At 65.2% G+C, this 24,424-nt stretch carries 21 protein-coding genes; 16 read left to right on the top strand and 5 right to left on the bottom strand.

What is annotated here, in order from left to right:
- From CSQ99_RS08390 to CSQ99_RS08380, 3 genes are read right to left on the bottom strand one after another with little or no spacing between them, the layout of a single operon-like run.
- Positions 1–1,551, bottom strand: coding sequence for an AMP-binding protein (locus CSQ99_RS08390; RefSeq protein ID WP_099038592.1), 1,551 nt, complete (start codon positions 1,549–1,551; stop codon positions 1–3).
- Positions 1,548–2,294 (bottom strand): GntR family transcriptional regulator, encoded by a 747-nt coding sequence (locus CSQ99_RS08385; RefSeq protein WP_099038591.1) that lies wholly within the window; start codon positions 2,292–2,294, stop codon positions 1,548–1,550. Before CSQ99_RS08385 ends, CSQ99_RS08390 begins: the two co-directional genes overlap by 4 nt.
- Positions 2,291–3,898: an SMP-30/gluconolactonase/LRE family protein gene (locus tag CSQ99_RS08380; RefSeq protein ID WP_099038590.1), complete on the bottom strand. Its 1,608-nt coding sequence runs from the start codon at positions 3,896–3,898 to the stop codon at positions 2,291–2,293. Before CSQ99_RS08380 ends, CSQ99_RS08385 begins: the two co-directional genes overlap by 4 nt.
- Positions 3,899–4,036: 138 nt before the next feature.
- Between CSQ99_RS08380 and CSQ99_RS08375 the strand changes: the two genes are divergently transcribed.
- The 12 genes from CSQ99_RS08375 (at position 4,037) to CSQ99_RS08320 (ending at position 18,727) form a co-directional block, all read left to right on the top strand.
- The gene (locus CSQ99_RS08375) at positions 4,037–4,882 is read left to right on the top strand and encodes an SDR family NAD(P)-dependent oxidoreductase (protein WP_099038589.1); all 846 of its coding nucleotides are present in this window, start codon (positions 4,037–4,039) and stop codon (positions 4,880–4,882) included.
- Positions 4,882–6,294 (top strand): aromatic ring-hydroxylating oxygenase subunit alpha, encoded by a 1,413-nt coding sequence (locus CSQ99_RS08370; RefSeq protein WP_099038588.1) that lies wholly within the window; start codon positions 4,882–4,884, stop codon positions 6,292–6,294. Before CSQ99_RS08375 ends, CSQ99_RS08370 begins: the two co-directional genes overlap by 1 nt.
- 68 nt (positions 6,295–6,362) lie before the next feature.
- Entirely contained in the window at positions 6,363–8,213 is a 1,851-nt protein-coding gene (locus CSQ99_RS08365) for a flavin-containing monooxygenase (RefSeq protein WP_099038587.1), read from the top strand.
- 60 nt (positions 8,214–8,273) lie between these two features.
- Complete coding sequence (locus CSQ99_RS08360; RefSeq protein ID WP_099038586.1) at positions 8,274–9,230, top strand: SDR family NAD(P)-dependent oxidoreductase; 957 nt, start codon at positions 8,274–8,276, stop codon at positions 9,228–9,230.
- Positions 9,223–10,380: a CaiB/BaiF CoA transferase family protein gene (locus CSQ99_RS08355; RefSeq protein ID WP_099038585.1), complete on the top strand. Its 1,158-nt coding sequence runs from the start codon at positions 9,223–9,225 to the stop codon at positions 10,378–10,380. The genes CSQ99_RS08360 and CSQ99_RS08355 overlap by 8 nt, the downstream gene beginning before the upstream one ends.
- A gap of 3 nt (positions 10,381–10,383) precedes the next feature.
- A complete protein-coding gene (locus CSQ99_RS08350) occupies positions 10,384–11,535 on the top strand; it encodes an acyl-CoA dehydrogenase family protein (protein WP_099038584.1) in 1,152 nt (383 codons plus the stop codon).
- A gap of 5 nt (positions 11,536–11,540) precedes the next feature.
- Complete coding sequence (locus CSQ99_RS08345) at positions 11,541–12,458, top strand: acyl-CoA dehydrogenase family protein (RefSeq protein ID WP_099038667.1); 918 nt, start codon at positions 11,541–11,543, stop codon at positions 12,456–12,458.
- Positions 12,455–13,366, top strand: a complete 912-nt coding sequence (locus tag CSQ99_RS08340) for a Gfo/Idh/MocA family protein (RefSeq protein WP_099038583.1) — start codon at positions 12,455–12,457, stop codon at positions 13,364–13,366. The genes CSQ99_RS08345 and CSQ99_RS08340 overlap by 4 nt, the downstream gene beginning before the upstream one ends.
- A complete protein-coding gene (locus tag CSQ99_RS08335; protein WP_176560931.1) occupies positions 13,363–14,568 on the top strand; it encodes an acyl-CoA dehydrogenase family protein in 1,206 nt (401 codons plus the stop codon). Before CSQ99_RS08340 ends, CSQ99_RS08335 begins: the two co-directional genes overlap by 4 nt.
- A complete protein-coding gene (locus CSQ99_RS08330; protein WP_099038582.1) occupies positions 14,568–15,518 on the top strand; it encodes an acyl-CoA dehydrogenase family protein in 951 nt (316 codons plus the stop codon). Before CSQ99_RS08335 ends, CSQ99_RS08330 begins: the two co-directional genes overlap by 1 nt.
- A gap of 19 nt (positions 15,519–15,537) precedes the next feature.
- Complete coding sequence (locus tag CSQ99_RS08325; RefSeq protein WP_099038581.1) at positions 15,538–17,250, top strand: thiamine pyrophosphate-binding protein; 1,713 nt, start codon at positions 15,538–15,540, stop codon at positions 17,248–17,250.
- A 52-nt stretch (positions 17,251–17,302) separates the two neighbouring features.
- The gene (locus CSQ99_RS08320) at positions 17,303–18,727 is read left to right on the top strand and encodes an aldehyde dehydrogenase family protein (protein WP_099038580.1); all 1,425 of its coding nucleotides are present in this window, start codon (positions 17,303–17,305) and stop codon (positions 18,725–18,727) included.
- Between the two features lie 6 nt (positions 18,728–18,733).
- Here the strand turns inward: CSQ99_RS08320 and CSQ99_RS08315 are convergent, their stop codons facing one another.
- A complete protein-coding gene (locus tag CSQ99_RS08315; protein WP_099038579.1) occupies positions 18,734–19,054 on the bottom strand; it encodes a DUF1330 domain-containing protein in 321 nt (106 codons plus the stop codon).
- A gap of 35 nt (positions 19,055–19,089) precedes the next feature.
- Here CSQ99_RS08315 and CSQ99_RS08310 point away from each other — a divergent pair, with 35 nt between their 5' ends.
- Both CSQ99_RS08310 and CSQ99_RS30935 read left to right on the top strand, forming a co-directional pair.
- Entirely contained in the window at positions 19,090–19,983 is an 894-nt protein-coding gene (locus CSQ99_RS08310) for an amidohydrolase family protein (protein ID WP_099038578.1), read from the top strand.
- A 23-nt stretch (positions 19,984–20,006) separates the two neighbouring features.
- Entirely contained in the window at positions 20,007–20,153 is a 147-nt protein-coding gene (locus CSQ99_RS30935; RefSeq protein ID WP_176560930.1) for a hypothetical protein, read from the top strand.
- A 4-nt stretch (positions 20,154–20,157) separates the two neighbouring features.
- Here the strand turns inward: CSQ99_RS30935 and CSQ99_RS08305 are convergent, their stop codons facing one another.
- Positions 20,158–20,814: an SDR family oxidoreductase gene (locus tag CSQ99_RS08305; RefSeq protein ID WP_099038665.1), complete on the bottom strand. Its 657-nt coding sequence runs from the start codon at positions 20,812–20,814 to the stop codon at positions 20,158–20,160.
- Between the two features lie 247 nt (positions 20,815–21,061).
- On the opposite strand from CSQ99_RS08305, the gene CSQ99_RS30930 reads away from it, so the two are divergent.
- Both CSQ99_RS30930 and CSQ99_RS08295 read left to right on the top strand, forming a co-directional pair.
- Entirely contained in the window at positions 21,062–23,950 is a 2,889-nt protein-coding gene (locus CSQ99_RS30930) for a beta strand repeat-containing protein (protein ID WP_176560929.1), read from the top strand.
- Positions 23,951–24,028: 78 nt separating this feature from the next.
- Positions 24,029–24,406 (top strand): RNA-binding S4 domain-containing protein, encoded by a 378-nt coding sequence (locus CSQ99_RS08295; RefSeq protein WP_099038577.1) that lies wholly within the window; start codon positions 24,029–24,031, stop codon positions 24,404–24,406.
- Positions 24,407–24,424: the final 18 nt, after the last annotated feature.

Here is a 24,424-nt window from a genome sequence, read left to right as displayed (position 1 = left end):
TCAGTCCACCTTCATAAGCGTCGTACGGATCTGATGCTTCAAGACCTTGCCCGCGTCGTTCCTCGGCAGTGCGTCCCAAATGACGATCTGCTCAGGGATTTTGAACTTGGCCAGTCCTTCACCGATCAGGAGAGCGGCAAGGTCGTCCAGTGTGGGGGCGTGCTGATCGACGGTCACGACCACCGCGCATGCCCGTTCGCCCGTGCGGTCGTCGGGCACGCCGACGACCGCGACCTCGGCGATCGCCGGATGCGCGATCAGCAGGTCTTCGACCTCCTTGGGCGAGATGTTCTCGCCGTTTCGGATGATGATGTCCTTCGCGCGACCGGTCACCACCAGGTATTCGCCGTCGACCCAGCGCGCGAGATCGCCGGTGCGGAAGTAGCCCTCGGTGTCGAACGACGCCGTTTCGTCGTCGGTGTGCAGATAGCCGACGAGCATCTGCGGGCCGCGCGCGCAGATCTCGCCATCGGTCAGTTTGATGTCGGCGATGCCCGCCAGGCCGTCGGTGTCGGCGGCATGGTCGACGTCGCCGAGAGAACCCACGGTGGTCACAGGCACTTCGGTCGATCCGTATACCCGGGAGACGGCGGCCTTCTCCAAATAGTCTGTTGCCCTGCGGATCAGCGACGGCGGAACCGATGCTCCGCCACAGATGAACACCTTCAGATCCGGCAGCTGGGTGCCTGCTCGATGCGCGGCCGCGAGCACGCCGTCGAGAAACGGTGTGGCACCCGCCATGTGAGTGCAGCGTTCCGCCAGCATCAGCGACACCGCGGTATCAGGGTCCCAGCGCTCCATCAGCACCGCGGTCGTGCCGAGCAGCAGCGGGCATTCGAACGCATAGATCGATCCGCCGATGTGGGCGATCGGCGACGGGACGAGGAACCTGTCGCCGTCGGTCACCAGCCAGTGCTCGCCGATCTGGCGGATCAGTGCGTGGATCGAATTATGGCTGTGCAGAACGCCCTTAGGCCTTCCGGTCGTGCCGGACGTGTAGAGGATCATCCGCACCGTGTCGGGATTCAGCACGGGCAGCACCGCTGCGGTGTTCGTGGTGAAGGAGGCGTAGGACGTGTGCGTGCCTGCATCGCCGCGGACCACCACAACTTCCGGCGGTGACGCCATCGACGCGGTCACCCGATCCAGCATGGCGGCGTAGTCGTGGTTGCCGAAGGTCGACGGCACGAAGACCGCGCGGCTGTCCGCGTCGGACAGGATGAACGCGAGCTCGCGATCCCGCAGCGAGGGAAGGATCGGGTTCACCACCATGCCTGCCAGTGTCGCGCCGAGATAGATGACGGCGGCTTCGTGCCAATTGGGCAACATGAAGGACACCACGCCGCCCGCGGGCATCAACTCCATCAGGCTCTGAGCCAGCGCGGTCGCCTTTTCATGCAAGGCCCGACAGTTGAGCCGAATATCGCCGTCCACCAACACCGTTCGCTCGGGCGTCGCCCTGGCGGCGTCCCGCAACGAGTCGGCGAGCGTCTCGTTCACCCACAGCCCGCGCCGGTAGGCGTCGGCCGCACGCTGCTCGTCGACCCTCACTGCCCGGACAGCCCCTTTACCCGGCGCATCGTCATCGAATGCCGGTAGCGCGACGACGGATGCGTGTTGACGGTCACCTGTGCGACCTCACCGTCGGACGTCTTGTACGTGCGCTGCATCTCCAGCGCAGCGGTGCCCACGTCGACCTGCAGCGCGTCGGCCAACTCAGCGGTGACCGGTACCGCGGAGATTTCTTGACGTACCTCGACGACGCTGACCCCGAACAGGTCCTCGATCAGGGGGAAGATGGGCCCTGAATGCCGTTGCAGCAGGCGGCCGACCGCCGCGAATGCCCGGTTGATGTAGTACTCCGTCGCGCAGACCGGTGCCGCGGTGCCGTCCACCCGGAAGCCTCGGACCGCGAGCCATTCCGTCCCCACACTCAGGCCGGTCCGCTCGGCGAGGCGTTCGTCGATCATCACCATCGCGTTGGACTCGATGGCGAGCTGCGCGCCCGAGGCGAATGCGAGCAGATCATTGATCGACATCACGTCCTGGGCATAGCTGGTGGCCTCCGGACGCGGAACGACGAGCGTCCCGGCACGCGGCCGGGACGCGACGAGGTTGTCGTCGCGCAGCCGTCGCAGTGCCTCGCGCACCGTGTAGCGGCTGACCTCGAAGCGTTCGCACAATTGCTGCTCGGTCGGTAACTGTGAACCCACGGGATACACCCCGTCGACGATCTCCTTGCGAAGGGTGCGCGCCACCTGGAGGTACCGGTGGTCGGCAGGCGTGACGGTCATTTGCGTCGCAATGCCAGAACGCTGCCGTCGCCGTCGGCCGAGACGTACAGACTGCCGTCGGGCCCCGAGGTGATGCCGGCGAACGGTCCCTGCGGACCGGAGAATGGCGGCATTCCCTTGAGCGGCTTGGGATTCACCCCTGGCGGCGGGCCGACCGGCATGCCGGAGGCGATGGTGTGCCGTTCACCGCTGGTCAGATCGACGGCGATGACCTCTTTCGCGCCCGCGTCGACGATGTACAGCCGACCGTCGCGGACATGGATGCCCTGTGGCCGCTGCAATCCGTCGACGACGGTCTCGGTCGAGCCGGTCAGCCGCACAACGCGGCCCGCGCCCGACTCCGCCACCAACGGCACTCCGTCGGACCCGAACGCCACGCCGATCGGGTCCTGCAGTCCGGAGGCGAGCAGTTCGACGTTGCCCGACCGCAGCGCGTGCACGCTGCCCGTGCCGAGTTCGGCGAACACGATGCTGTCGCCGGGGCCGATGGCAACGCCGTAGAGCTGATCGAATCCATCTGCCAGGTAGTCAGTTTCGCCGTCGCCCGGCCGGTAGCGGGCGATCTGGCCACCCGACGTCGCCACCACGAAGACTCCCTCGCCCGCAGGAGCCAGCCCGCGCAGAAAGCCGGGATACCCCGGGGTGAAGAGCATTCCGACGATGTCCAGCGAGCCGTCGGCGCCGACGGCGTAGAAGTACGTGCCGTCGGCGACGTACAGCCGGCCGTCGTCTGCGACGACCAGGTCCAGCGGCCAGTTCAATCCGCCCGGTAGCGCCGTGCGCGTCTCACCGCCGGCCAGTATCTCGGTGATTTCGCCGGTGAAGTTGGAGACGAACAGTCGGTCGCCGAGGAAGGTCAGGTTGTCGAGACCCGGGTTGAGCTGTGCCAGCAGCGTCTTGTTGCCGGTGCGCGGGTCGATACGCAGTACCTGCCCGCTGGCCACCTGGGTCGACACCAGGAAGCCGTCGGCGTCGAACTTGACCGCATCCGGCACGCCCAGATCACCGGTCACCCGCTGCGGTTCACCGCCGTCGGGATCGATGCGCCAGATCTCGTTGGCCGTCATCAGCGGGTAGTACAACATTCCGTCCGGCCCGACCTCCATCGCGTTCGGCGATGGCAGATCCTCCAGCAGAATTCGCGATGCGCCGGTAGCCCGATCGAGTTCCATCAGACGGCCGCCATCACGGCATTCGTTGATGAACAGCCGGTCGGCGTGCACGGTTATCCCGTTGGCGCACGGAAGGCCGTCGCGCAGCACCCGTGCCGCGCCGCCGGGCTCACGCACGCTCACCCGCCCGTCCATCACCTCGGTCGCGTACAGGTTGCCGCTGGAGTCGAAGGCGACGTCATCGGGTGCGATGATCTCGCTCCCTTTGGGACTGACCGCCTCGATGTCGCCGCTTCCCAGATTCACGGCGCTGATCTGGCTGCCGGTCACCTGCGCGACGTAGACGCGGCCATCGGGTCCCGTCCGCAGCCCGTTCGCGCCGAACAGCCGGCTCGGCATCGTGAGCCGCTCGAGGCGCCAACCGTCGGCGACCTCCGGATTGGTCGCGATATACCGGGAGGGCGGGCGCGATGCCGTCGCGGGAAGAGTCATGACCCCGGACGTTATCAAGCCCTGCTAGTCCAGACAATAGCCCGAAGAGCCTGCTCGTCCACCCTTGACGGGGCGATAACCGCTGCGGAATAGTGTTCTGCAATATGCAGAGCACCGTATGTTGTCCGGACAAATGACATGGATGACCTTCTGAGGCTGGACGGGCGCATCGTCGTTGTGTCCGGGGCGGGCGGTGGCGGCATCGGCACCACGATCACCCGGATGGCGGCGCAGGCCGGAGCCACCGTGGTCGCGGTGAGCCGATCCAAGGAGAACCTCGACGAGCATGTCGCGCCGCTTGCCGATCAGGGCTTGTCCGTCGTGCCGGTCTCCGCGGACGCGTCCACCGACGACGGCGTCGCCGCCGTCATGGATGAGGTGCGACGCACCGACGGTGCCCTGTACGGGTTGGTGAACATCGCGGGCGGGGCCGCGCCATCGACGTGGATGCCCTCGACGCGGGTGACGCGTGAGGACTGGCGGGCACTGTTCGCCGCCAATCTCGAAACCGCGTTCTTCATGAGCCAGGCGGTGGCCGCAGAAATCCGCGAGCACAAGAACCCAGGATCGATCGTCTCGATCTCTTCGATCAGCGGGATGAACACGGCGCCGTTCCATATCGCCTATGGCACCGCGAAGGCGGGGGTGGTGGCGATGACGCGGACGATGGCCGCCGAACTCGCACTGGACAACATCCGTGTCAATGCCGTTGCGCCGGGCGTGACGGCGACGGCCGCGTCACGCACCTATGTCGACGACGACCCCGACCGCGACCGCACCGCCATCGCAATGGGCCGTCGCGGCACCCCCGAGGAACAGGCGGGCGCGATCCTGTTCCTGCTGTCGGACATGTCGAGCTATATCACCGGCCAGACACTGCTCGTGGACGGTGGGCTCAACCTCAAATGGACGCATCTGGGTGCCGACAACACCTCACTCTTTCTCGCTGACGATTCCTTCCGAGAAGCCATTAGGAGGATCTAATGACCCACACCGAATCCGATCTCGACGCCACCATCGAGGTCGACGCGGAACCCGACGACTCGACCGGCGAGATTGCCGAAGATCTGTCGTCGCCGATGACCATCGGTGTCGAGGCATACATCTCGCAGGAGTACGCCCGCGCAGAACGAGACCGGCTGTGGCGCAAGGTATGGCAACAGGTCGGCCGCGTCGAGGAGATCCCCGAAGTCGGCGGCTACCTGACCTACGACATACTCGACGACTCGATCATCATTGTACGAACGGGCGCGCACACCTTTGCCGCACACCACAACGTGTGCATGCACCGCGGACGCAAACTGGTCGACAATCCCGACGGCGCCAAGAACGCCGTCGGCCGGGCGCGCAAATCCTTTGTCTGCGGATTCCACGGCTGGACATACGGTTTGGACGGCGCCTGCACCCACATCCGCGAGCAGGACGACTGGAAGGGTGCGCTGACCGCCGACAACACCCACCTCGTTCCCGTCCAGGTCGATACGTGGGGCGGCTGGTTGTTCGTCAACATGGATCCCGATTGCGAACCATTGACGGATTACTTGATGCCCGCGGCGAAGATCCTCGACCCGTTCGGTCTGGAGAACATGCGCTACAAGTGGCGCAAGTGGCTGTACTTCGACTGCAACTGGAAGGTCGCGATGGAGGCCTTCAACGAGACCTACCACGTGTTCACCACGCACCCGGAGTTCAACAAGTTCGGCGAATTCAAGGGTTGGGCCAAGGCGCAGGGCAAGCACAGCAACATCGGCTATGACGCGCCAAAGGGTATGGACGAGACCAAATCCAAGATCCGCCTCGGCACCGGTGATCCACGCATCTCGACAGCAGAGATGCAGATCTACACGATGGAAGAGACCAACGCGACCACCACAAACACCTTGGTGAACGCCGCCAAGCGGCTCGTCGACGAATTGCCCGAGGGCACACCCGCCGACCAGGTGTTGCAGCACTGGCTGGCTTCTGCGCGCCGCGACGACGAGGAACGCGGCGTCATCTGGCCGACGATCCCGCCGGACATCCTCGGTCAGAGCGGCACGGCCTGGCAGATATTCCCGAACTTCCAGGTGGGCCAGGGGCTGACGAGCGCGCTGTGTTACTCCGCCCGGCCCGATCCGAGCTACGACCCCGACAAGTGCATCTTCGAGGTTGCGGTCTTCGAGCTCTACCCCAAAGGCGAAGAGCCGCAGACGGAATGGCAGTACACCCCGAAAGACTCCCCGAACTGGCTCTCGGTCCTGCCTCAAGACTTCTCGAACATGGCCGCCGTGCAGCAGGGCATGAAGTCGGCCGGCTTCGGTGGGACCAAGCCCAACCCGTACCGCGAGCGCAGCACCGTGAACCTCCACTTTCAGCTGTCCAAGTACATGGGCACCGGCGAACCACAGGAGCTTTAGCGAATTCGGCGCGCTAATGCACCGTCACGGTCGGTTTGCGCGCCGAATTCGCCAACAAGAGGAGATATATGACGACGACCGAGAACACCTGCGGTCCGACTGACACCCCTACCGACATCGACATCCCAGCGATTCGCGAGAAGTACGCAGCCGAGCGGGCCAAGCGTCTGCGGCCCGAAGGCGGGTCGCAGTACCTGGAGCTCGAAGGGGAATTCGCCGAGTTCTACGAGGTCGACCCCTATACGACGGTGACCGACCGCGACCCGATCGTCGAAGACGCCGAGGTCGTGATTCTGGGCGGCGGCTTCGCCGGACTGCTGGCGGGCGCGCATCTCACAAAGGCCGGCGTCGACGGTATCCGTGTGATCGAGATGGCGGGCGACTTCGGCGGGGTGTGGTACTGGAACCGATTCCCCGGAATCCAGTGCGACAACGACGCTTACTGCTACATCCCATTACTCGAAGAGCTGGACTTCATGCCGTCGAAGAAGTTCGCCGACGGTGCCGAGATATTTCAGCACTGCCGCAACATCGGCAAGCACTTCGGCCTGTACGACGGCGCGCTGTTCTCCACCCAGGTGCGCGAACTTCGTTGGGAGGATGCGACGCAGCGTTGGCGGATCAGTACCGACCGCGGCGACGACATCCGGGCGCGGTTCGTCGTCATGGGGCAGGGCTCGTACAACCGGCCCAAACTGCCAGGAATCCCGGGTATCAAGGACTACACGGGCCACGTGTTCCACTCGGCGCGATGGGATTACGACTACACCGGTGGTGACGCCGATGGCGGCCTGGAGAAGCTTGCGGACAAACGAGTCGCCCTCGTGGGCACCGGCGCGACCGGAATCCAATTGGTGCCGCACCTCGGCCGCGATGCCAAAGAGCTCTTCGTGTTCCAACGCACACCGTCGTCGGTGGATGCGCGCACCAACCCGGCCACCGATCCCGACTGGGCCGCGTCGCTGCAGCCGGGCTGGCAGGAGGAGCGCAAGCGCAACTTCCACAACTGGTCGCCGTTCGTCGGCGTCGTATTTGGCGAGCCGGATCTGGTGTGCGACTTCTGGACTGAGCTCGGCCGCAATTTGACCGCCCGAATCGCGGGTAGCGATGACCCCACGGCTGTGACCATTGAGCAGATCATGGCATTTCGGGAAGAGGAAGACTTCAAGATCATGGAGCGGCTGCGTCGCCGCGTCGCCGAGATCGTCGACGATTCCGACACCGCCGAGGCGCTCAAGCCCTACTACCGGTTCATGTGCAAGCGCCCGACGTCCAGTGAGCAATATCTGGCCACCTTCAACCGGCCCAACGTCACGCTTGTCGACGTGTCTGCGTCCAAGGGCGTGGAACGGCTGACCGAGAAGGGAATCGTCGCCGACGGTGTTGAATACGAGGTCGATTGCGTCGTCTTCGCCAGCGGCTTCGAGATTTCGACGGAGATCAGCCGCCGGTACGCGATCGACCAGATCGTCGGTCGCGACGGGCTCTCGCTCTTCGACTACTGGCAGGACAACTACAAGACCCTGCACGGGATGACGAGCCGCGGATTCCCGAACCAGTTCTTCATGGGCTTCATTCAGGGTGGAGTATCGGCCAACACCACGGCGATGTTCGAGCAGCAGGCCAAGCACATCGCCTTCATCATCGCCGAGGCGCAGAACCGCGGTGCGACGACGGTCGAGCCCAGTCAAGAGGCTCAGGACGCCTGGGTGCAGACGGTCCGCGAGCTTGCAATCGACAACTCGGCATTCGAACTATCCTGCACGCCAGGCTATTACAACAATGAAGGCCGAGGAGGTGCCGTGGGCAATGGTTCGTTCCTCGGCGACTTCTATTCACCCGGCTTCTACGCCTTCGAGGAGTTGATCGCCGAGTGGCGGGACAAGGGAGACCTCGATGGCCTTGTCCTCGGAAACTAGCGATTTGTGTGCGCTCACGTGCGGTGAGCGCACGTTCTTGCACACAAATCGGAGGTACGAATGGCTGACTTGAGATTCGACGGTCGGGTGGCCGTCGTCACCGGCGGTGGCAGGGGGCTCGGCCGCTCATACGCCCTGCTGCTGGCCGCACAGGGTGCGAAGGTCGTCGTCAACGATCCCGGCGGAGACCTGTCCGGAGGCGGTAATGCCTCCCACCCACCACCCGATGCGGATGCCACGCCCGCCGACGATGTGGTGCGCGAGATCGTCGCTGCCGGAGGGGAAGCGGTCGCCAGTACCGACTCGGTGGCCACCGCGGCCGGTGGCACGGCGATCATCGAGACCGCGCTGGAACGGTTCGGCCGCGTCGACATCCTCATCCACAACGCCGGAAACGTCCGGCGCGCCCCATTGCGGGAGATGACCTATGAGGACTTCGAGGCCGTGGTCGACGTCCACCTTCGCGGCGCTTTCCACGTTGTGCGGCCGGCATTCCCGGTGATGTGCGATGCAGGCTACGGACGCATCGTGCTGACCTCGTCGATCGGCGGGCTCTACGGAAACCACGGAGTCGCGAACTACGCGGTCGCCAAGGCGGGCGTGATCGGGCTGTCGAACGTCGCAGCGATGGAAGGCATCGAACACGGTGTGAAGAGCAACGTGATCGTGCCCGCTGCCGTCACGCGCATGGCCGAAGGCATCGACACGTCGGCATATCCGCCGATGGGACCCGAACTGGTGGCGCCTGTGGTCGGGTGGCTCGCGCACGAGACCTGTTCGATCACCGGGGAAATCCTCGTCGCGCTCGCGGGTCGAGTGGCCACGGCCATGGTGGCCGAGACACCTGGGGTATACCGCCCGTCGTGGTCGATCGCCGACGTCGGTGCGAACATGACCGCGATCCGCGACGACACCCAACCGCTGGTGTTCCCCGTCGTGCCAGACGGTCACGGTGACCACATCCGGTACAGCTTTCAAATGGCGGCGCATGAGTCATCGGAAGTGAACCATGCCTGACGGTCCGCTGGCGGGCGTACGCGTCGTCGACCTCACCGCGATGGTGATGGGTCCGTACTGCACGCAGATCATGGCGGACATGGGCGCCGATGTTGTCAAAGTTGAACCCCCACAGGGTGATAACACACGATTCATCTCCGTCGGCCCGGAGTCGGGGATGAGCGGAGTGTTCGTCAACGTGAACCGCGGCAAGCGGAGCATCGTCTTGGATCTGCAAACCGACGCGGGTAAGGAAGCGCTGCGCGCGCTCATCGAACGCGCCGACGTCTTCATCCACTCGATGCGATCGAAGGCGATCGCCAAGCTGGGGTTCAGCTACGAGGATGTCGCCGCGATCAATCCGGCCATCGTCTACACGAACTGCTACGGATACGGTCACCGCGGGCCCGACCGCGACCGGCCCGCCTACGACGACACCATCCAAGCCGAATGCGGACTGCCCGCGGTGCAGCAGCAGCTGACGGGTCAGGCCGACTTCGTGGGCACCATCATCGCGGACAAGGTGGCCGGGCTTACCGCGGTCTATGCGACGACGATGGCGCTGTTCCACCGCGAGCGCACGGGGGAGGGACAGGAGGTGGAGGTCGCGATGTTCGAGACCATGGCATCCTTCATGCTGGTCGAACATGCCAACGGCGCCATGTTCGACCCCCCGTTGGGCCCGGCCGTCTATCCGCGCACCGTGGCGCCGAATCGCAGGCCGTATCGCACCAGCGACGGGTACATCGCGGCGCTGATCTACAACGACAAGCACTGGGACGCCTTCATCAATGCGGTGCAGCCGGCATGGAACAACGATAAGTACGCGACCCTCGAGCTGCGGTCCAACGACATCGACGCCGTGTACGGATTGCTTGCCGAAACCTTGAAGGAGCGCACCACCGAGGAGTGGCTCGCGCTGTTCGGTCAGCTGGAGATTCCCGCGGCGCCGCTCAACACACCGGATGCATTGTTCGACAACGCGCATCTCAACGCCGTCGGTCTGTTCGAGACGGTGGACACCGTGCACGGGCCGGTTCGGTTCCCAGGTGTGCCGACGTGGTTTTCGCGTACCCCCGGCAGAGTCGCCGGCCCTGCTCCGCTGTTGGGTGAAGACACCGACGATGTGCTCGGCGAGCTCGGGCTTACCGGCGCGGAAAGATCGGGGTAGGCCATGGATTTCGAGATGGGACAGAAGGCCGACGCGCTGCGCACAGAGCTGCGCGAGTTGGTGAACAGTAATGTGCCCGAACACTTTCTGGGTGCGTTCACCGACAATCCGGCCGACCTGGAGACCGCGCAAGCCTTCTGCCGGCTGCTGGCCGAGCGCAACCTGCTGTGCCTGTCCTGGCCCGAAGAGTTCGGCGGCGGCGCGGCATCGGTATGGGAGCAGACAGTGGTGCGCGAAGAGATGTGGGCGCACCACGAACCACGCGGAGCGCAGTACATGGGCGTGAACTGGGTCGGGCCGATCATCATGAGGCACGGCTCAGAAGAACAGCAGCGCAAGCATCTGCCGCCCATCTCGCGCGGCGAGGTCATCTGGTGTCAGGGGTTCTCCGAACCAGAAGCTGGCTCGGACCTTGCATCGCTGCGGACCACAGCGCGACTCGACGGCGACGGCTGGCTGGTGAGCGGTCAGAAGATCTGGACCTCCTACGCCACCATGGCTCAATGGTGCTTCCTGCTGGCGCGGACGTCGAGAGGTGAGAAAAAGCAGCAGGGTCTGACGATCTTCCTGGTTCCGATGGATGATCCGGCGATCCAGGTGCGACCGATCCGCGCCATGTTGGGCCCGCACCACCTCAACGAGGTGTTCTTCGATGATCTGCGGGTCACCGAGGCCGATGTGCTGGGCACCGTCGACGCGGGCTGGTCGATCGTGCAGGACGTGATGTCCTTCGAGCGGGTCGGCATCGCCCGGTATGCCCGGTGCGAGCGTCTCCTGGCGGCTGCGCCAACGGTTCTCGGGGACCGCTGGGATCAGCTGCCGGCAGAGCTTCGCGGTCGGTGGGTCCGCATGCTGACTCATTGCCGCCGGGCCCGTTTGATGGCCTACCGGGTGGTCTCGTTGCAGAGCAGCGGGCGCATCCAGCCGGGCGACGCGGCGGCATATCGGATCGCCGTCACGAAGCTGGACCAGGACAGCGCCGAGGTGCTGATGGACATCGCGGCCGAGGTGGCCCACGACGATCCACGAGCGGCATGGTTCCTCGGGGAGGTCGAGGACCATTGGAAGTACTCGCAGGCCTCGACGGTGTCATCGGGCAGCATCGAGATGCAGCGCATCCTGCTGTCCCGCGCACTATTGGCGGCCGCCAAATGAGCGAGATGGTGCTCGACCTATCCGACGATGCCAAAGAGTTTGGTCGCCAGGCGCTTCGGGCGTTCGAGTCGGCCGGTGGCGATCAGCTGGTGCAAGACGCGGAGGCGAAACCCGCCGGCAGGGAGTCGCTTGCGGGGCCCGTGCTCGCGGGACTCGGTGCATGGGATCTCGATCCGCGCAATGACACCGACGGCCTCGAGGCCGCCGCGGCGCTGTGTCGCAGCGCCGGTTACTGGGCGGTGCCCTATCCGGTCGCCGAACGGTTGGCTGCCCCCACCGATCTCGATGTCGACGGCTTGGTCGTGGTCGCGGACAACCGTCCGTCCGGTGTGATCGCGGGTCTCGAATCGCGCTGGGTCGCGGTGACAATGGACGGTGCACGGTCGAAGGTGACACGTCAGGGTGCAGCCGGCCCTGCGTTCGTCACCGAACTCGAGCTGTCCGCGATCGACGATGCCGGTGCCGCTGATGTGGCGCTGGGTCTGGTGCTGCCGTGCTGGACGTTGCTCGGAATGTTGGATCGCGCGATCGAGCTCACCATCTCGCACATCAGCCTGCGCAAGCAGTTCGGGCAGACGCTGTCGTCATTCCAGGGTGTGCAGTTCCAGCTGACGGACGCCGAGGTCGAGCGCAGCGGGGTGGACATCCTCGCGAAGTACGCGCTGTGGAGCATCGGTTCAGGGCGGCCGGATGCGCTCAACGACGCTCTGGCGCTGAGGATGTCGGCCATCGAGGCGGCGGAGATCGTCTTCCGCGTGTGTCACCAGCTGCATGGTGCGGTCGGGTTCTGTGACGAGACCACACTGTCGTGGCTGTCGCGCTACAGCCAGCCGCTGCGCCGATTGCCGCTGGGCCTTTCGGCGACGCGCGACGAACTGACCCGCCGGGTTGGCGGATCGGGTCTGACGGGACTCTTCGCATGAAGGTGGCCGTCATCGGGACCGGCTTCGGCAAGCACGCCGCCGCCCCGGTCTACGAGAGCCTCGGACTCGATGTCGAGGTGATCAGCCCGCGTGACGTCGTCGCGGTGCAGAACGCCATGGCGTCGGACGTCGACCTGGTCTCGGTGCACTCGCCGCCCTTCATGCACGTCGATCACGTGAGCGCCGCAATCGACCACGGGCACGCGGTGCTGTGCGACAAACCGTTCGGGCGCGACGCGGCCGAGGCCGAGGCGATGCGGAAACGCGCAGACGGGGTGCTGCACTTCCTGAATTTCGAGTTCCGCTACAACGAGTCGTGGGCGAAGGTCAAGCAGCTCGCTGACGATGGAATCATCGGCACACCAATACATTTGAACTGGACGTTCTACGGCAGCGGACTGCGTGGCCGCAAGTTCGGTTGGATCAACGACCGTAAGCTCGGTGGCGGCTGGATCGGCGCCTACGGATCGCATCTGATCGACTTCACCCGGTGGCTGTTCAACAGCGAGGTCGCCGACTGCGGTGGAGTGACCCGCATCGACGGATCGCCGCGCGAGGCGACAGCCGAGGATGCGTATTCGGCATGGTTCACGATGGCGAATGGCTGCACCGCCGCGCACGACACCGGCTTCGCCGCGGCGGTTCCCCTCGCACCACGTGCGACGCTGCTCGGCAGCGGGGGCTCTATTGAACTGAGCGCAGACACGACATTGGTCGTCCATCGGCCGGGTGAGGACCCGCAGACGTTCGAATTCCCGCCCGCGCCACGGCGGTCGCCGCCACCGGCATTGTCGGCGTTTCTCGGCGAGGTCGTCGAAGCGGTCCGGACCGGCACGCAGATCACTCCCTCGTTCGACGACGGTGTCGCGGTAGCCCGTGCCATGGATCAGCTACGGGCCACCTCATGACCGGCGAAACTGAAGATATGCGAGAGTTTTCAGGGGATTCTCCTGCACAAGCTCAGTTTCGGCAAAGTGTGCGCGCGTGGTGCGTTGACCACATCCCGAGCGATTGGCGTCAGGCCCAAACCGGCGCCACCGAAGAGGAATTCGTCGCGTTCCAGAAGTCGTGGTTCGCCGAGTTGCGCAGCGCGGGCTTCGCCGTCCCGCACTGGCCCCGCGAATGGGGCGGCGGTCTCTCAGTGGCCGAGCAGGTGGTGCTGTACCAGGAGCTGGCCGCCCACGACGCGCCGCGGCTGGTGCTCGCGTTCGTCGGGATCCACCACGCGGCATCGACCCTGCTGGTCGCCGGTACCGAAGATCAGCGCCGTCGTCACCTTCCGGCGATACTCGACGGGGAGATCTGGGTGCAGGGCTTCTCGGAGCCCGAGGCCGGGTCCGATCTTGCCGGCCTGCGCACCACCGCGCGACGCGAAGGTGACGTCTTCATCGTCAACGGCCAGAAGCTCTGGGCCAGCGGCGGTATGCACGCCGACTGGTGCCTGTTGTTGGCCCGCACCGACCCCGACGCCCCTAAACGCAAGGGCATCTCGTATTTCCTGCTGGATATGACGACACCCGGCGTCGACGTGCGGCCGATCCGCAATGCGATCGGGGATTCACACTTCTGCGAGGTGTTCCTCAACGATGTGAGCATCCCCGCCGCCAACCTCATCGGCACCGAGAACCAGGGATGGCAGGTCGCCCAGGCAACACTCGGCGCGGAACGTGGCATGACGATGCTCGAACTCGCCGAGCGTCTCGGTAATGCCGGCTTCAAGTGGCTACTCGAGAGCAGCCCGGTCGACGATCCGATCGTGGCGGATCGACTGGCACAGTTTGAGATCGAGCTCACCGGCCTGCGCGGGCTGTGCAGGAAAGTCGTCGAGTCCGCCGAGGCTGGTACCGCCGGCCCCGCCGACGCATCCATCGTCAAGCTGTTCTATAGCGAGCTGTTGCAGCGGATGACGGATTTCGGCGCGGAGGTCGGGGGACTGGCCGCCCACACCGAGTTGGCCAAGCCGATGTCCAGCGGCTGGGAGTCCGGCGCCTGGATGCTCGACTTCATCGGGTCGTGGGAGTGGACGATCCCCGGTGGGGCGAGCGAGATCCAGCGCACCATCATCGGCGAGCGCGGGCTGGGCCTTCCGCGAGAACCGAGTGCCGTCTGATGGCCGCCGACTATTCCGAGTTCCACGACGAGTTGCGCTCAATCGCAGGCGATTTGCTGGCCAAGGACCGCGCGGTAGGCTGGCCGGTGCTCGTCGACGCGGGCTGGGTCGGGCTGGAAGTGCCAGAACAGTTCGGAGGCGCCGGTGCGACGTTCGCTGAAACTGCGGTGGTCTGCGAGGAGATAGGACGCGCCGCAAACACCAACAGCTATCTCGGTAGCGCTGTCCTGGCGGTCGGCACATTGAAGGCGCTGCAGCCCAGCGATACTCGTGATGAACTGCTGACCGACGTGGCGTCCGGGGCGATCAGGCTGGCCGTCGCGATCGAATCGGATTTTGTGCCCGACGCCGAGGGTGCCGACCGGATCCTCGTCCTCACCGAAGGCGGCGTCGCAGTCAGTGCACCGACCGTCACCGCGAGGCCGGTGCTCGACGAGACACGCAGACTGGCCACGGTCACGGCGACCGACACCGCTGAGGTGCTGCAGTTCGATGGGGATCCCGCCGCTGCGGTGCAAAGACTGCGTGATCGGGCGGCGGTGGCCGTCGCGTGCGACAGCCTGGGTGTGTCGGAGGCGATGCTGACCGCGACGGTGGGCTACGCGAAGGTGCGCGAGCAGTTCGGCAGGCCGATCGGCTCGTTTCAGGCCGTCAAGCACGCGTGCGCCGACATGCTCGTCGCCATCTCGGTGTCGCGCCAACTCGTCGGCGCCGCGGTCCAAGCCATCGTCGACGACGACCCCGACGCCGATGTCGCCGCCGCCATGGCCAAGTCACACGCCTGCGGATCGGCCGTCGACATCGCGGGCAAGGCCATGCAGCTACACGGCGGCATCGGCTACACGTGGGAGAGCGGCATCCACGTCTATCTCAAACGCGCCGCCCTCAACCGCTCACTGTTCGGTTCGCCGTCAGCTCATCGCAAACACTTAGCTCAACGCTATCTATAAGGGAATCAAGGAGTTTCACATGGGTGTACCCGTCTACAAGCGCATTCTCGACCTGTTCGAGGCCGAGGGCGTCAACACGCTGTTCGGCATCCCGGACCCCAACTTCGTGCACATGTTCTCCGAGGCAGATGCCCGCGGTTGGTCGGTAGTGGCGCCCCACCACGAGTTGAGCGCCGGCTTCATGGCGGAGGCGGCCTCGCGGATGACCGGCAAGCCCGGTCTGTGCATCGGCACCCTCGGTCCGGGTATGGCGAACATCGCCGGTGCAATCCAGTGCGCCTTGGTGGAGAACTCGCCGGTGATCTTCCTCGGCGGCCAGCGCGCCCGTATCACCGAGCGGCGCGTGCGTCGCGGTCGCATCCAATTCATCCAGCAGGAACCGCTTTTCGCGGCCTCCGTCAAGTACAGCAGCTCGATCGAGTACGCCGACCAGACCGACGAGATCATCCGCGAGGCGATCCGCCGCTCGATGTCCGGAACTCCGGGACCGTCCTACATCGAGTTCCCGTCGCACGTGATTCTCGACGAGCTCGATGTCGCAGATCCTCTGCCGCCCAACCGGTATCGACTCGTGAACCAAGGTGCGGGTGCGCGTGAGGTCGCCGAGGCCGCGAAGCTGATCCGTGAGGCGAAGAGCCCGATCCTGTTGGTGGGCCACGGCGTGCACACGTCGCGCACCCAGCAGGAGGTCAAAGAGCTGGCCGAGCTGATGGCCTGCCCCGTCATCCAGACCTCCGGAGGCACGTCGTACATCCCGGGACTGCAGGATCGGACGTTCCCCTACCTGTTCTCGCCGGCCGCCAACGAGGCCGTCGAGGAATCCGACCTGTGTGTCGCGCTGGGAACCGAACTCGGTGAGCCGATGCATTACGGCCGTACCCAGCACTGGGCGGGCAACGACGCCAACCGCAAATGGGTGTACGTCGAGCAGGACCCGGCCGCCATCGGCGTCAACCGCCAGTTCGACGTACCGCTGGTAGGCGATCTGCGCGGTGTCGTGCCGCAGCTCGTCGAGGCGCTGCGCGACACCCCGCGCGCGCCGTCGGCCAACCTCGAGAAGCTCGTCAAAGCCGATGCCGACGAACTCGCGCAGTTGGCCGAGAATGCGCCGTCGGGACGGTCGCCGATTCATCCGGCGCGGTATGTCGTCGAGTCCACCAAGGCGTTCAAGGAGCTCGAGGACGGCATCATGGTGCGCGACGGCGGCGCGACGGTGATCTTCCAGTGGACGTACTCGCAGTCCAAGCCGCGCGACGTGATCTGGAACCAGAACTTCGGTCATCTCGGCACAGGCCTGCCCTATGCGGTCGGCGCATCGGTTGCCGAGGGCGGCAAGCGGCCGGTGATGCTGCTGACAAGCGACTCGGCATTCCTGTTCCATATCGCCGAGCTCGAGACCGCGGCCCGGCTGAATCTCCCGCTGGTGTGCGTCGTTGGCGTCGACCATCAGTGGGGCCTGGAGGTGGGTGTCTACAAGCGCACGTTCTCCCAGCCGTCGCCGCAGCCCGGCGTGCACTGGAGCAAGGACGTCCGGATGGACAAGATCGCCGAGGGCTTCGGCTGCCACGGCGAATTCGTCGAGAAGGAAGATGAGATCGGACCGGCCATCGCCCGCGCCTACGCGAGCGGCAAAGTCGGTGTGGTGCACGTATGTATCGACCCCAAGGCCAACTCCGAGGAGATGCCGAAGTACGACAGATTCCGCACCTGGTATGCAGAAGGCACCCAGTAAGCGCCGCGGTCGAACCGCGAAAAACGGCAAGCATTTAAGGAAGAGTGAACTCATGCGCGAATATCTGAAGTTCTACATCGATGGCCAGTGGGTCGACCCGATCGAGCCGAAGACCCTGGACGTCGACAACCCGACGACCGAGCAGGTGTCCGGCAAGATCGCGATCGGCTCCGCGGCCGATGTCGACAAGGCGGTGAAGGCGGCCAGGAAGGCCTTCGCCACCTGGTCGGTGAGTAGCCGCGAAGAGCGCCTCGATCTGTTGCAGGCGATCCTGGCCGAGTATCAGAAGCGGGCCGCCGACCTCGGCGAGGCCGTCTCCGAGGAGATGGGCGCGCCACCGTCACTCGGCTCGGGCACCCAGGTGTATCTCGGCCTCGGGCATCTCAACGGTGCCATCGACGCGCTCAAGAACTTCGAATTCGAAGTGCCGCGCGGCGCTGCGATGATTTTCAAGGAGCCGATCGGCGTGTGCGGGCTGATCACTCCGTGGAACTGGCCGATCAACCAGATCGCCTGCAAGGTGTTTCCTGCGCTGGCGACGGGCTGCACGATGGTGCTCAAGCCGTCGGAGGTCGCGCCCTACTCCGGACAGATCTTCACCGAGATCATGGATGCGGCCGGCACGCCGGCGGGTGTCTACAACATGGTCTTCGGTGAAGGCGCCGGCGTCGGCGCCGCGCTGTCCAGCCATCCCGACATCGACATGGTGTCCTTCACCGGTTCGACGCGGGCGGGCATCGACGTCGCCAGGAATGCGGCGGCGACGGTGAAGCGGGTGACGCAGGAACTCGGCGGCAAGAGTCCGAATATCGTGCTCGACGACGACAACTTCGCGCAGAACGTCGCCGTCGGTGTGGCGGCGATGATGCCGAACTCGGGGCAGAGCTGTAATGCACCGTCGCGGATGTTGGTACCGAAGTCCCGCAAGGACGAAGCCATCGCCGCCGCGAAGGCCGCGGCCGAAAAGGTGACAGTCGGCGACCTCGCGGACAAGTCGGCCATCGGTCCGGTGGCGTCGAAGGCGCAGTTCGACAAGATCCAGGGCCTGATCCAGAAGGGCATCGAGGAGGGCGCCACGGTCGTGGCGGGCGGTCCCGGCCGACCCGACGGTCTCGAGACCGGTTACTACGTCAGGCCGACGGTGTTTGCCGACGTCACCAACGACATGACGATCGCGCGCGAGGAGATCTTCGGGCCGGTGCTGTGCATCCTGGACTACGACGACCTCGACGACGCGATCGAAATCGCCAACGACACCGAGTACGGGCTGGCAGGGTACGTCTCGGCGGCCGACATCGAGGCGGCGCGTGGGGTGGCACGCCGGATCCGCGCGGGCCAGGTCGCCATCAACCACGCGTTCGACCTGAACACGCCGTTCGGTGGCTACAAGCGCAGCGGCAACGGCCGTGAATGGAGTGAGTACGGCTTCGACGAGTACCTGGAGATCAAGGGCACTCTCGGCTACTCACCGGCCTAAGGCTTGCTAAGGCTTGAGCAGCGGTCGCAGATCGTCGAGGCGGTCGAAGAGGTGCCAGATGTAGGACGACGACCCGTTCTCCCGGTGTGCGTGCAGATCGGCGAGTTCGGGGTCGTTGCAGTAACTGTCGAACGCTTCGCGTGAGTCCCATTCGACGAGAATCAGCACCTTGCGTGGCTCGATGTCGCCGGTGATCGAGTCGTTGAACTGACCGAGCGCGACGACGCGGCCGCCGTGCTTGGCCACCTCCTGCGGGGAGCGCTTGGAGTACGCGAGGTATTCGTCGCGGTCGGCGATGTCGAAGAGGTTGAGCGCATAGACCGTCACGCCGCTGACGCTACACCGCGCCCTAGACTGCGCATATGGGCGAGAAGTACGAGTACGGAATCGATTTCGACCGGGTCGCGGCCATTGATATCCACACGCACGTCGAGGTCGATGGCCACGGCCACAAGGCGTACGACGACGAACTGGTCGACGCGGTAGGGCGCTACTTCAAGCGCGGACCTGGCGCGCTGTCGAGCGTCGACGCACTCGCCGACGAGTACCGCAGACACAACACGGCTGCGGTCGTCTTCACCATCGATGCGCGCACCGGCATGCGGCACGTGCCGAACTCGATCGAAGACCTCATCGCCGGGGCGGTACGCAACAACGACGTGTTGATCCCGTTCGGCAGCGTCGACCCGTGGCATGAGCGCCGCGCGGTACACCGCGTACACGAACTCGTCCGCGACTACGGGGTCAGGGGCTTCAAGTTCCATCCGAGCATGCAGGCCTTCGAACCGAACAACCGCAAGTTCTATCCGATCTACGAGGCGATCACCGAGGCAGGCGTACCCGCGCTCTTTCACACCGGACAGACGGGCATGGGCGCGGGACTGCCGGGCGGGCACCGCATCAAACTGCGCTACTCGGATCCGATGCTGCTCGATGACGTCGCCGCCGACTTCCCGGACATGACGATCGTGATGGCGCACCCCGCGGTCCCCTGGGTGGACTCTCAGATCGCGATCGCGACGCACAAAACGAATGTCTACATCGACCTGTCGGGGTGGTCGCCGAAATACTTTCCGCCGCAACTGGTGCGTGCCGCGAGCCGGCAGCTGCGGACGAAGGTGTTGTTCGGAACCGACTATCCCTATATCCAGTTGGACCGCTGGCGCCGGGACTTCGACGAACTCGACGTCGACCCCGCGGTGATTCCGCTGATCTACAAGGAGAACGCGCTGCGCGTCCTGGGGATCACTTCCTAGCGCGATGAGTCTCTGACGCGGCGGTGTTCAACCGGACCATCGAGGCAGCGTCGAACAGTGACGAATTCCGCTACAGCACAGCTAGTTTCGATGGTGAGAACCTTCTCGGCAGCGTGGCAATGGATGTCGATCCGAGTTGGTTCTTCTTCAACCTCTCGTCGCTGCAGTGAGCGCCTAGGCGATCATCAGCGAGTCAGCGCCGCCGACGTACACGATCCCCGACGGGTTCGCGGTGTTGGCGGCCTTGGCAATCGCGCCCGCGAATGTCTTGTCGCCGGCATCGCCGGACACCACCGTGAAATGCACACCGGCGCGGCGGAACTCCGACCGCAATGCGTACAGCGCGGTTTCGCCCGCCCACTTGCTCGCGGCGACGGCCGTCTGCCCCTTCGGCACAGCCCGATGGGGGAAGAAATGGGCGGCGTGGCTAGTGACGAAGACGATGCGGCCACCGACCGGCATCAGCGGCACAGTCTTGAGCGCAATACGTCGCTGGGCGTCGCGGTTGAGGCGCTTCGCATGACCGAGATCGGCGCCCGACGCGGTGCCGACCGACGCGTTCAGAATCGCGGCGTCCAGGCGTCCGAAGCGGTCCGCGATGGTGTCGATCATCGCGGCGCACTCGGCCTCGTCGGCGATGTCGGCGCGCAGCGTCGACGCATGCCCACCTGCGCTGCGAATGGCCTCAGCGATTGACTCGGCCCGCTCGGCTCGCTTGCGGTAGTTCACGACGACGTGGGTGTCGGGGCTGGCGACTTGCTGCGCGATTTCCGCGCCGATGCCGCTCGATCCGCCGGTGACCAGGACGATTCGTGTAGGTCCGTGATGCATGTCGGCTTCCTTCCGTCGCAGTGCTGCGTGCGCCTGGGGTCCCACCGTACACGAATCTCTAAGAAAAATAAGGCATATATAAGGTCACAATAAGGCAAGGGTCGGGTGTAGTTGGGGTGTCGACTCGTTTGCTGGGAAGTGGGCGTCAGCAATTTTTGACGTCGTAGAAAAACTAGCTTCAAAAAGTATTTTGTGTCGCTCATACGCGGTGATGGCTAAACATTGATCTTGTCCATATGCTGCGTGGATGAGTTGTGCGAAGCACATCGGTCGGGTTGGTGCGTTGGCGGTGGCGTTGGGTGTCGGCGCGGCGATTGTGGGCCTGCCCGCGGTGGCGTTCGCGACAACCGAGGGGGAGTCGACCTCGGACTCCTCGCCCCGCGACCCGTCGAACAATGCCCCTGAGGACAACGACGCCCAAGATTCCGGTAGCGACGCCGACGAGAAAGACGCCGACGAGAAAGACGCCGACGAGAAAGACGCCGACGAAAAGGACGTCGGCGCGATGGATGCCGACGCGGACGTCCACGCGAAGGACGCGGACGTCAAGGACGCTGAGGTCCCCGGGTCGGAGTTGCCCGTCGTTGAATCTCTGGTCGATGAGGTTCCGGTCGAGCTTGTCGACTTGCCGAACGGCAATGACCACACGCCACTGCAGGACGTCCCGGTAGAGGTTCTGGATCCGCCGGGACCTCTCGTCGTCGAGGACGAAGTGGTGATCGAGCCGCCGCCGCCGTTGCCTCCGAGCACGCCGCTGGTCATCGAGCCCCCCGACGAGGATCCGACGGAGTTGCTGACGTCCACGGGTTCGGTGATCGTCGAGGACAACGAGGGTCCCTCGTTGGTCATAGTTTCGACCGGACTTGTGGGTGGTGGTGTGGATCCGGGCGAATCGCCGGGCCCGACTGATCCGATCGAGTCGTCGGCGATGTTGGCGTTGTTTGCCTTGACCCGGCGCACCGAAACCGAAGACGTCACTCTGCAGTCCGCCGATTCGTTGCAGACCGCCAATGCGTTGGTGTCGGTCGCGGCGGTGCAGTCCGACCCGCCGATTCTCTTCATGATCAAGATCGGTGATTTCACCTTCAGCTCGACGGGGTGGGGTTCGTTCGCGCTGTCGATCGGTGCGGGTTCGCACGCGTATGCGAGCGGGTGGGGCAGCTATGCGATCGCCATCGGGGTCAATGCGTCTGCGAGGGCAAGCGGCGGCGTCGGCAATCGGGCGTTCGCGTGGGGAACAAATGCGACGGCCGAAGCGGGCGGCGACGGGCAGGGCAACGATTACAACCGCGCGATGGCGTTCAACGGCGGCACGGCGACCGCGGGAAATGCCGGTGATGACAACGACTTCAACCGCGCGTTCGCCAATTACGGCGGTGTCGCCGTCGCCGGCAGCGGTGACTGCGGCTGCCAGGGCGGCAACGACAACGACAACAACATTGCCAGTGCCGTCGGGTTCGGAAGCGAGGCCTACGCCGGGTACGGCGGCGAACGGAACAGTGGCAACCAGGCATCGGCGAGCGGTGGAGGGCAGGCCGAAGCGGGTGCATTCGGGGACAACAACACCGGCAACATCGCTACTGCCGCCGGCGCCGGAAGCTTGGCCACCGCAGGAACCGACGGAAGCGATAGCACCGGCAACACTGCTCACGCGACCATGGGCGGTATCGCCATCGCCGGCGCCGGTGACTGTTCGTGCGGCGGCAGCGACAGCGATAACAACACGGCGACCGCCGACGGTGATGGGAGCCAGGCCTACGCCGGAGTCGCGGGCAGCAGAAACAACAACAACGTTGCGAACGCCACTGGCGGCGGGATCGCACAAGCCGGCACCAATAGTGACGACAGCACGGGGAACAGAGCCAACGCACTCAACGGTGGTGTTGCCGTGGCAGGCCGCTTCGGCTCCGGTCATGACGGCAACACCGCTAGCGCGAACGGCGCGGACGCGACTGCCGCAGCCGGGGCTGGCGGCGATGACAACGACAACAACACGGCGACCGCTGACGGCGTGGGAAGCAAGGCCTACGCCGGATCGGGCGATAGAAATCACAACAACGTTGCGGAGGCCACCGGCGGCGGTACCGCAGAAGCCGGCGGGTCTGGTGACGACAACACGGGGAACAGAGCCACCGCACTCAACGGTGGTCTCGCCGCTGCAGGCACAGTCGGGTCCGGGAATAACAGCAACACCGCGAGCGCGAACGGCGTGGGTGCCACTGCCGCAGCTGCCTCCGGCAGCACCAATAGCGACAACAACTCCGCCACGGCGACCGCGGGCGCGTCAGCGAATCCGACGTCAGCATGGGCCGGCTCAAATGGCGACGACAACGACGGCAACATGGCCACGGCCGAAAACGGAGGGACTGCGAGAGTTGGGGAATATGGCACCAACAACAGGGGCAACATAGCTACTGCCGTCGGCGAGGGAAGCTTGGCCACCGCAGGAACCAACGGGAATGATTTCACCGGCAACACCGCTCACGCGACCATGGGGGGTGTAGCCAACGCCGGCAGTCGTGACTGTTCGTACTGCGCAGGCGACAGCGATAACAACACGGCGACCGCTGACGGTGATGGGAGCGAGGCCCACGCCGGCGCGTTGGGCGTCAGAAATAACAACAACGTTGCGAACGCCACCGGCGGTGGGCGCGCACAAGCCGGCACCAACGGTGACGACAACACGGGGAACACGGCTAGCGCGAGCGGCGCGTCACTGATTGCCGCGTCAGCGGAGGCCGGCGTACGTGGCTCCCAAAACAGTGGTAACACGGCCACGGTCATAAACGGTGGGGCTGCGAGTGCTGGGACTGACGGCGACGGAAACGGAAGAAACACGGCCACGGTCGAAAACGGAGGGGCTGCGACAGCCGGGACGGGCGCCTTCAACGGTGAAAACACGGCCACGGTCGAAAACGGGGGGGCCGCGAGTGCCGGGACTTCCGGCGTCACCAGCGGATTCAACATTGCCACGGTCAAAAACGGAGGCATTGCGAAGGCTGGGATAAATGGCCAAAGCAATCTCTACAACGGTGCCATCGCGACCGATGGTGGAGACGCACAAGCGGGGATCGGTGACTTCCGCAGCGCGAAGTTTGCGATCGCGGGCGCCGGCGAAACAATGATCAACCCCTGATCTCTGGATCTCCTATCGCGGCGGGATGAGTGCCAGAAGCGGCTGTCCTTCAATCGCGCGGCCCCCACTACTTGGTCCATGATGGATGGCGTGGAGTCGACGCGCGTGGATCGCTGGCTGTGGTCGGTCCGGCTCGTCAAGACGCGACCCGCCGCCGTCGACGCGTGCCGGGGTGGGCACGTGCGGGTGAACGGGCGGCCGGCCAAGCCGGCCACCACGGTGGCACCGGGTGACGAGGTCCGCGCACTGGTGGGTCAGACCACGCGGGTCGTCGAGGTGGTGCGGGTGATCCAGAAGCGCGTCGGTGCCGCCGATGCAGCGACCTGCTTCCTCGACCGAACGCCCAAACCCGAGCCGACCGAGACGGTTGCGGTCGCGGTCCGCGACCGGGGTGCGGGGCGGCCGACCAAGCGGGATCGACGGCTACTCGACAAGCTGCGCGCCGGCCGACTCTGACTCTGTGCGCCGGTCGCT

Origin of the sequence: Mycobacterium neglectum (assembly GCF_002591975.1) — a bacterium.
In the GTDB taxonomy this organism is placed as follows: Bacteria; Actinomycetota; Actinomycetes; order Mycobacteriales; family Mycobacteriaceae; genus Mycobacterium; species Mycobacterium neglectum.
The sequence above is the reverse complement of the archived record's forward strand: the minus strand, read 5'-3'. Positions and strand labels throughout refer to the sequence as shown.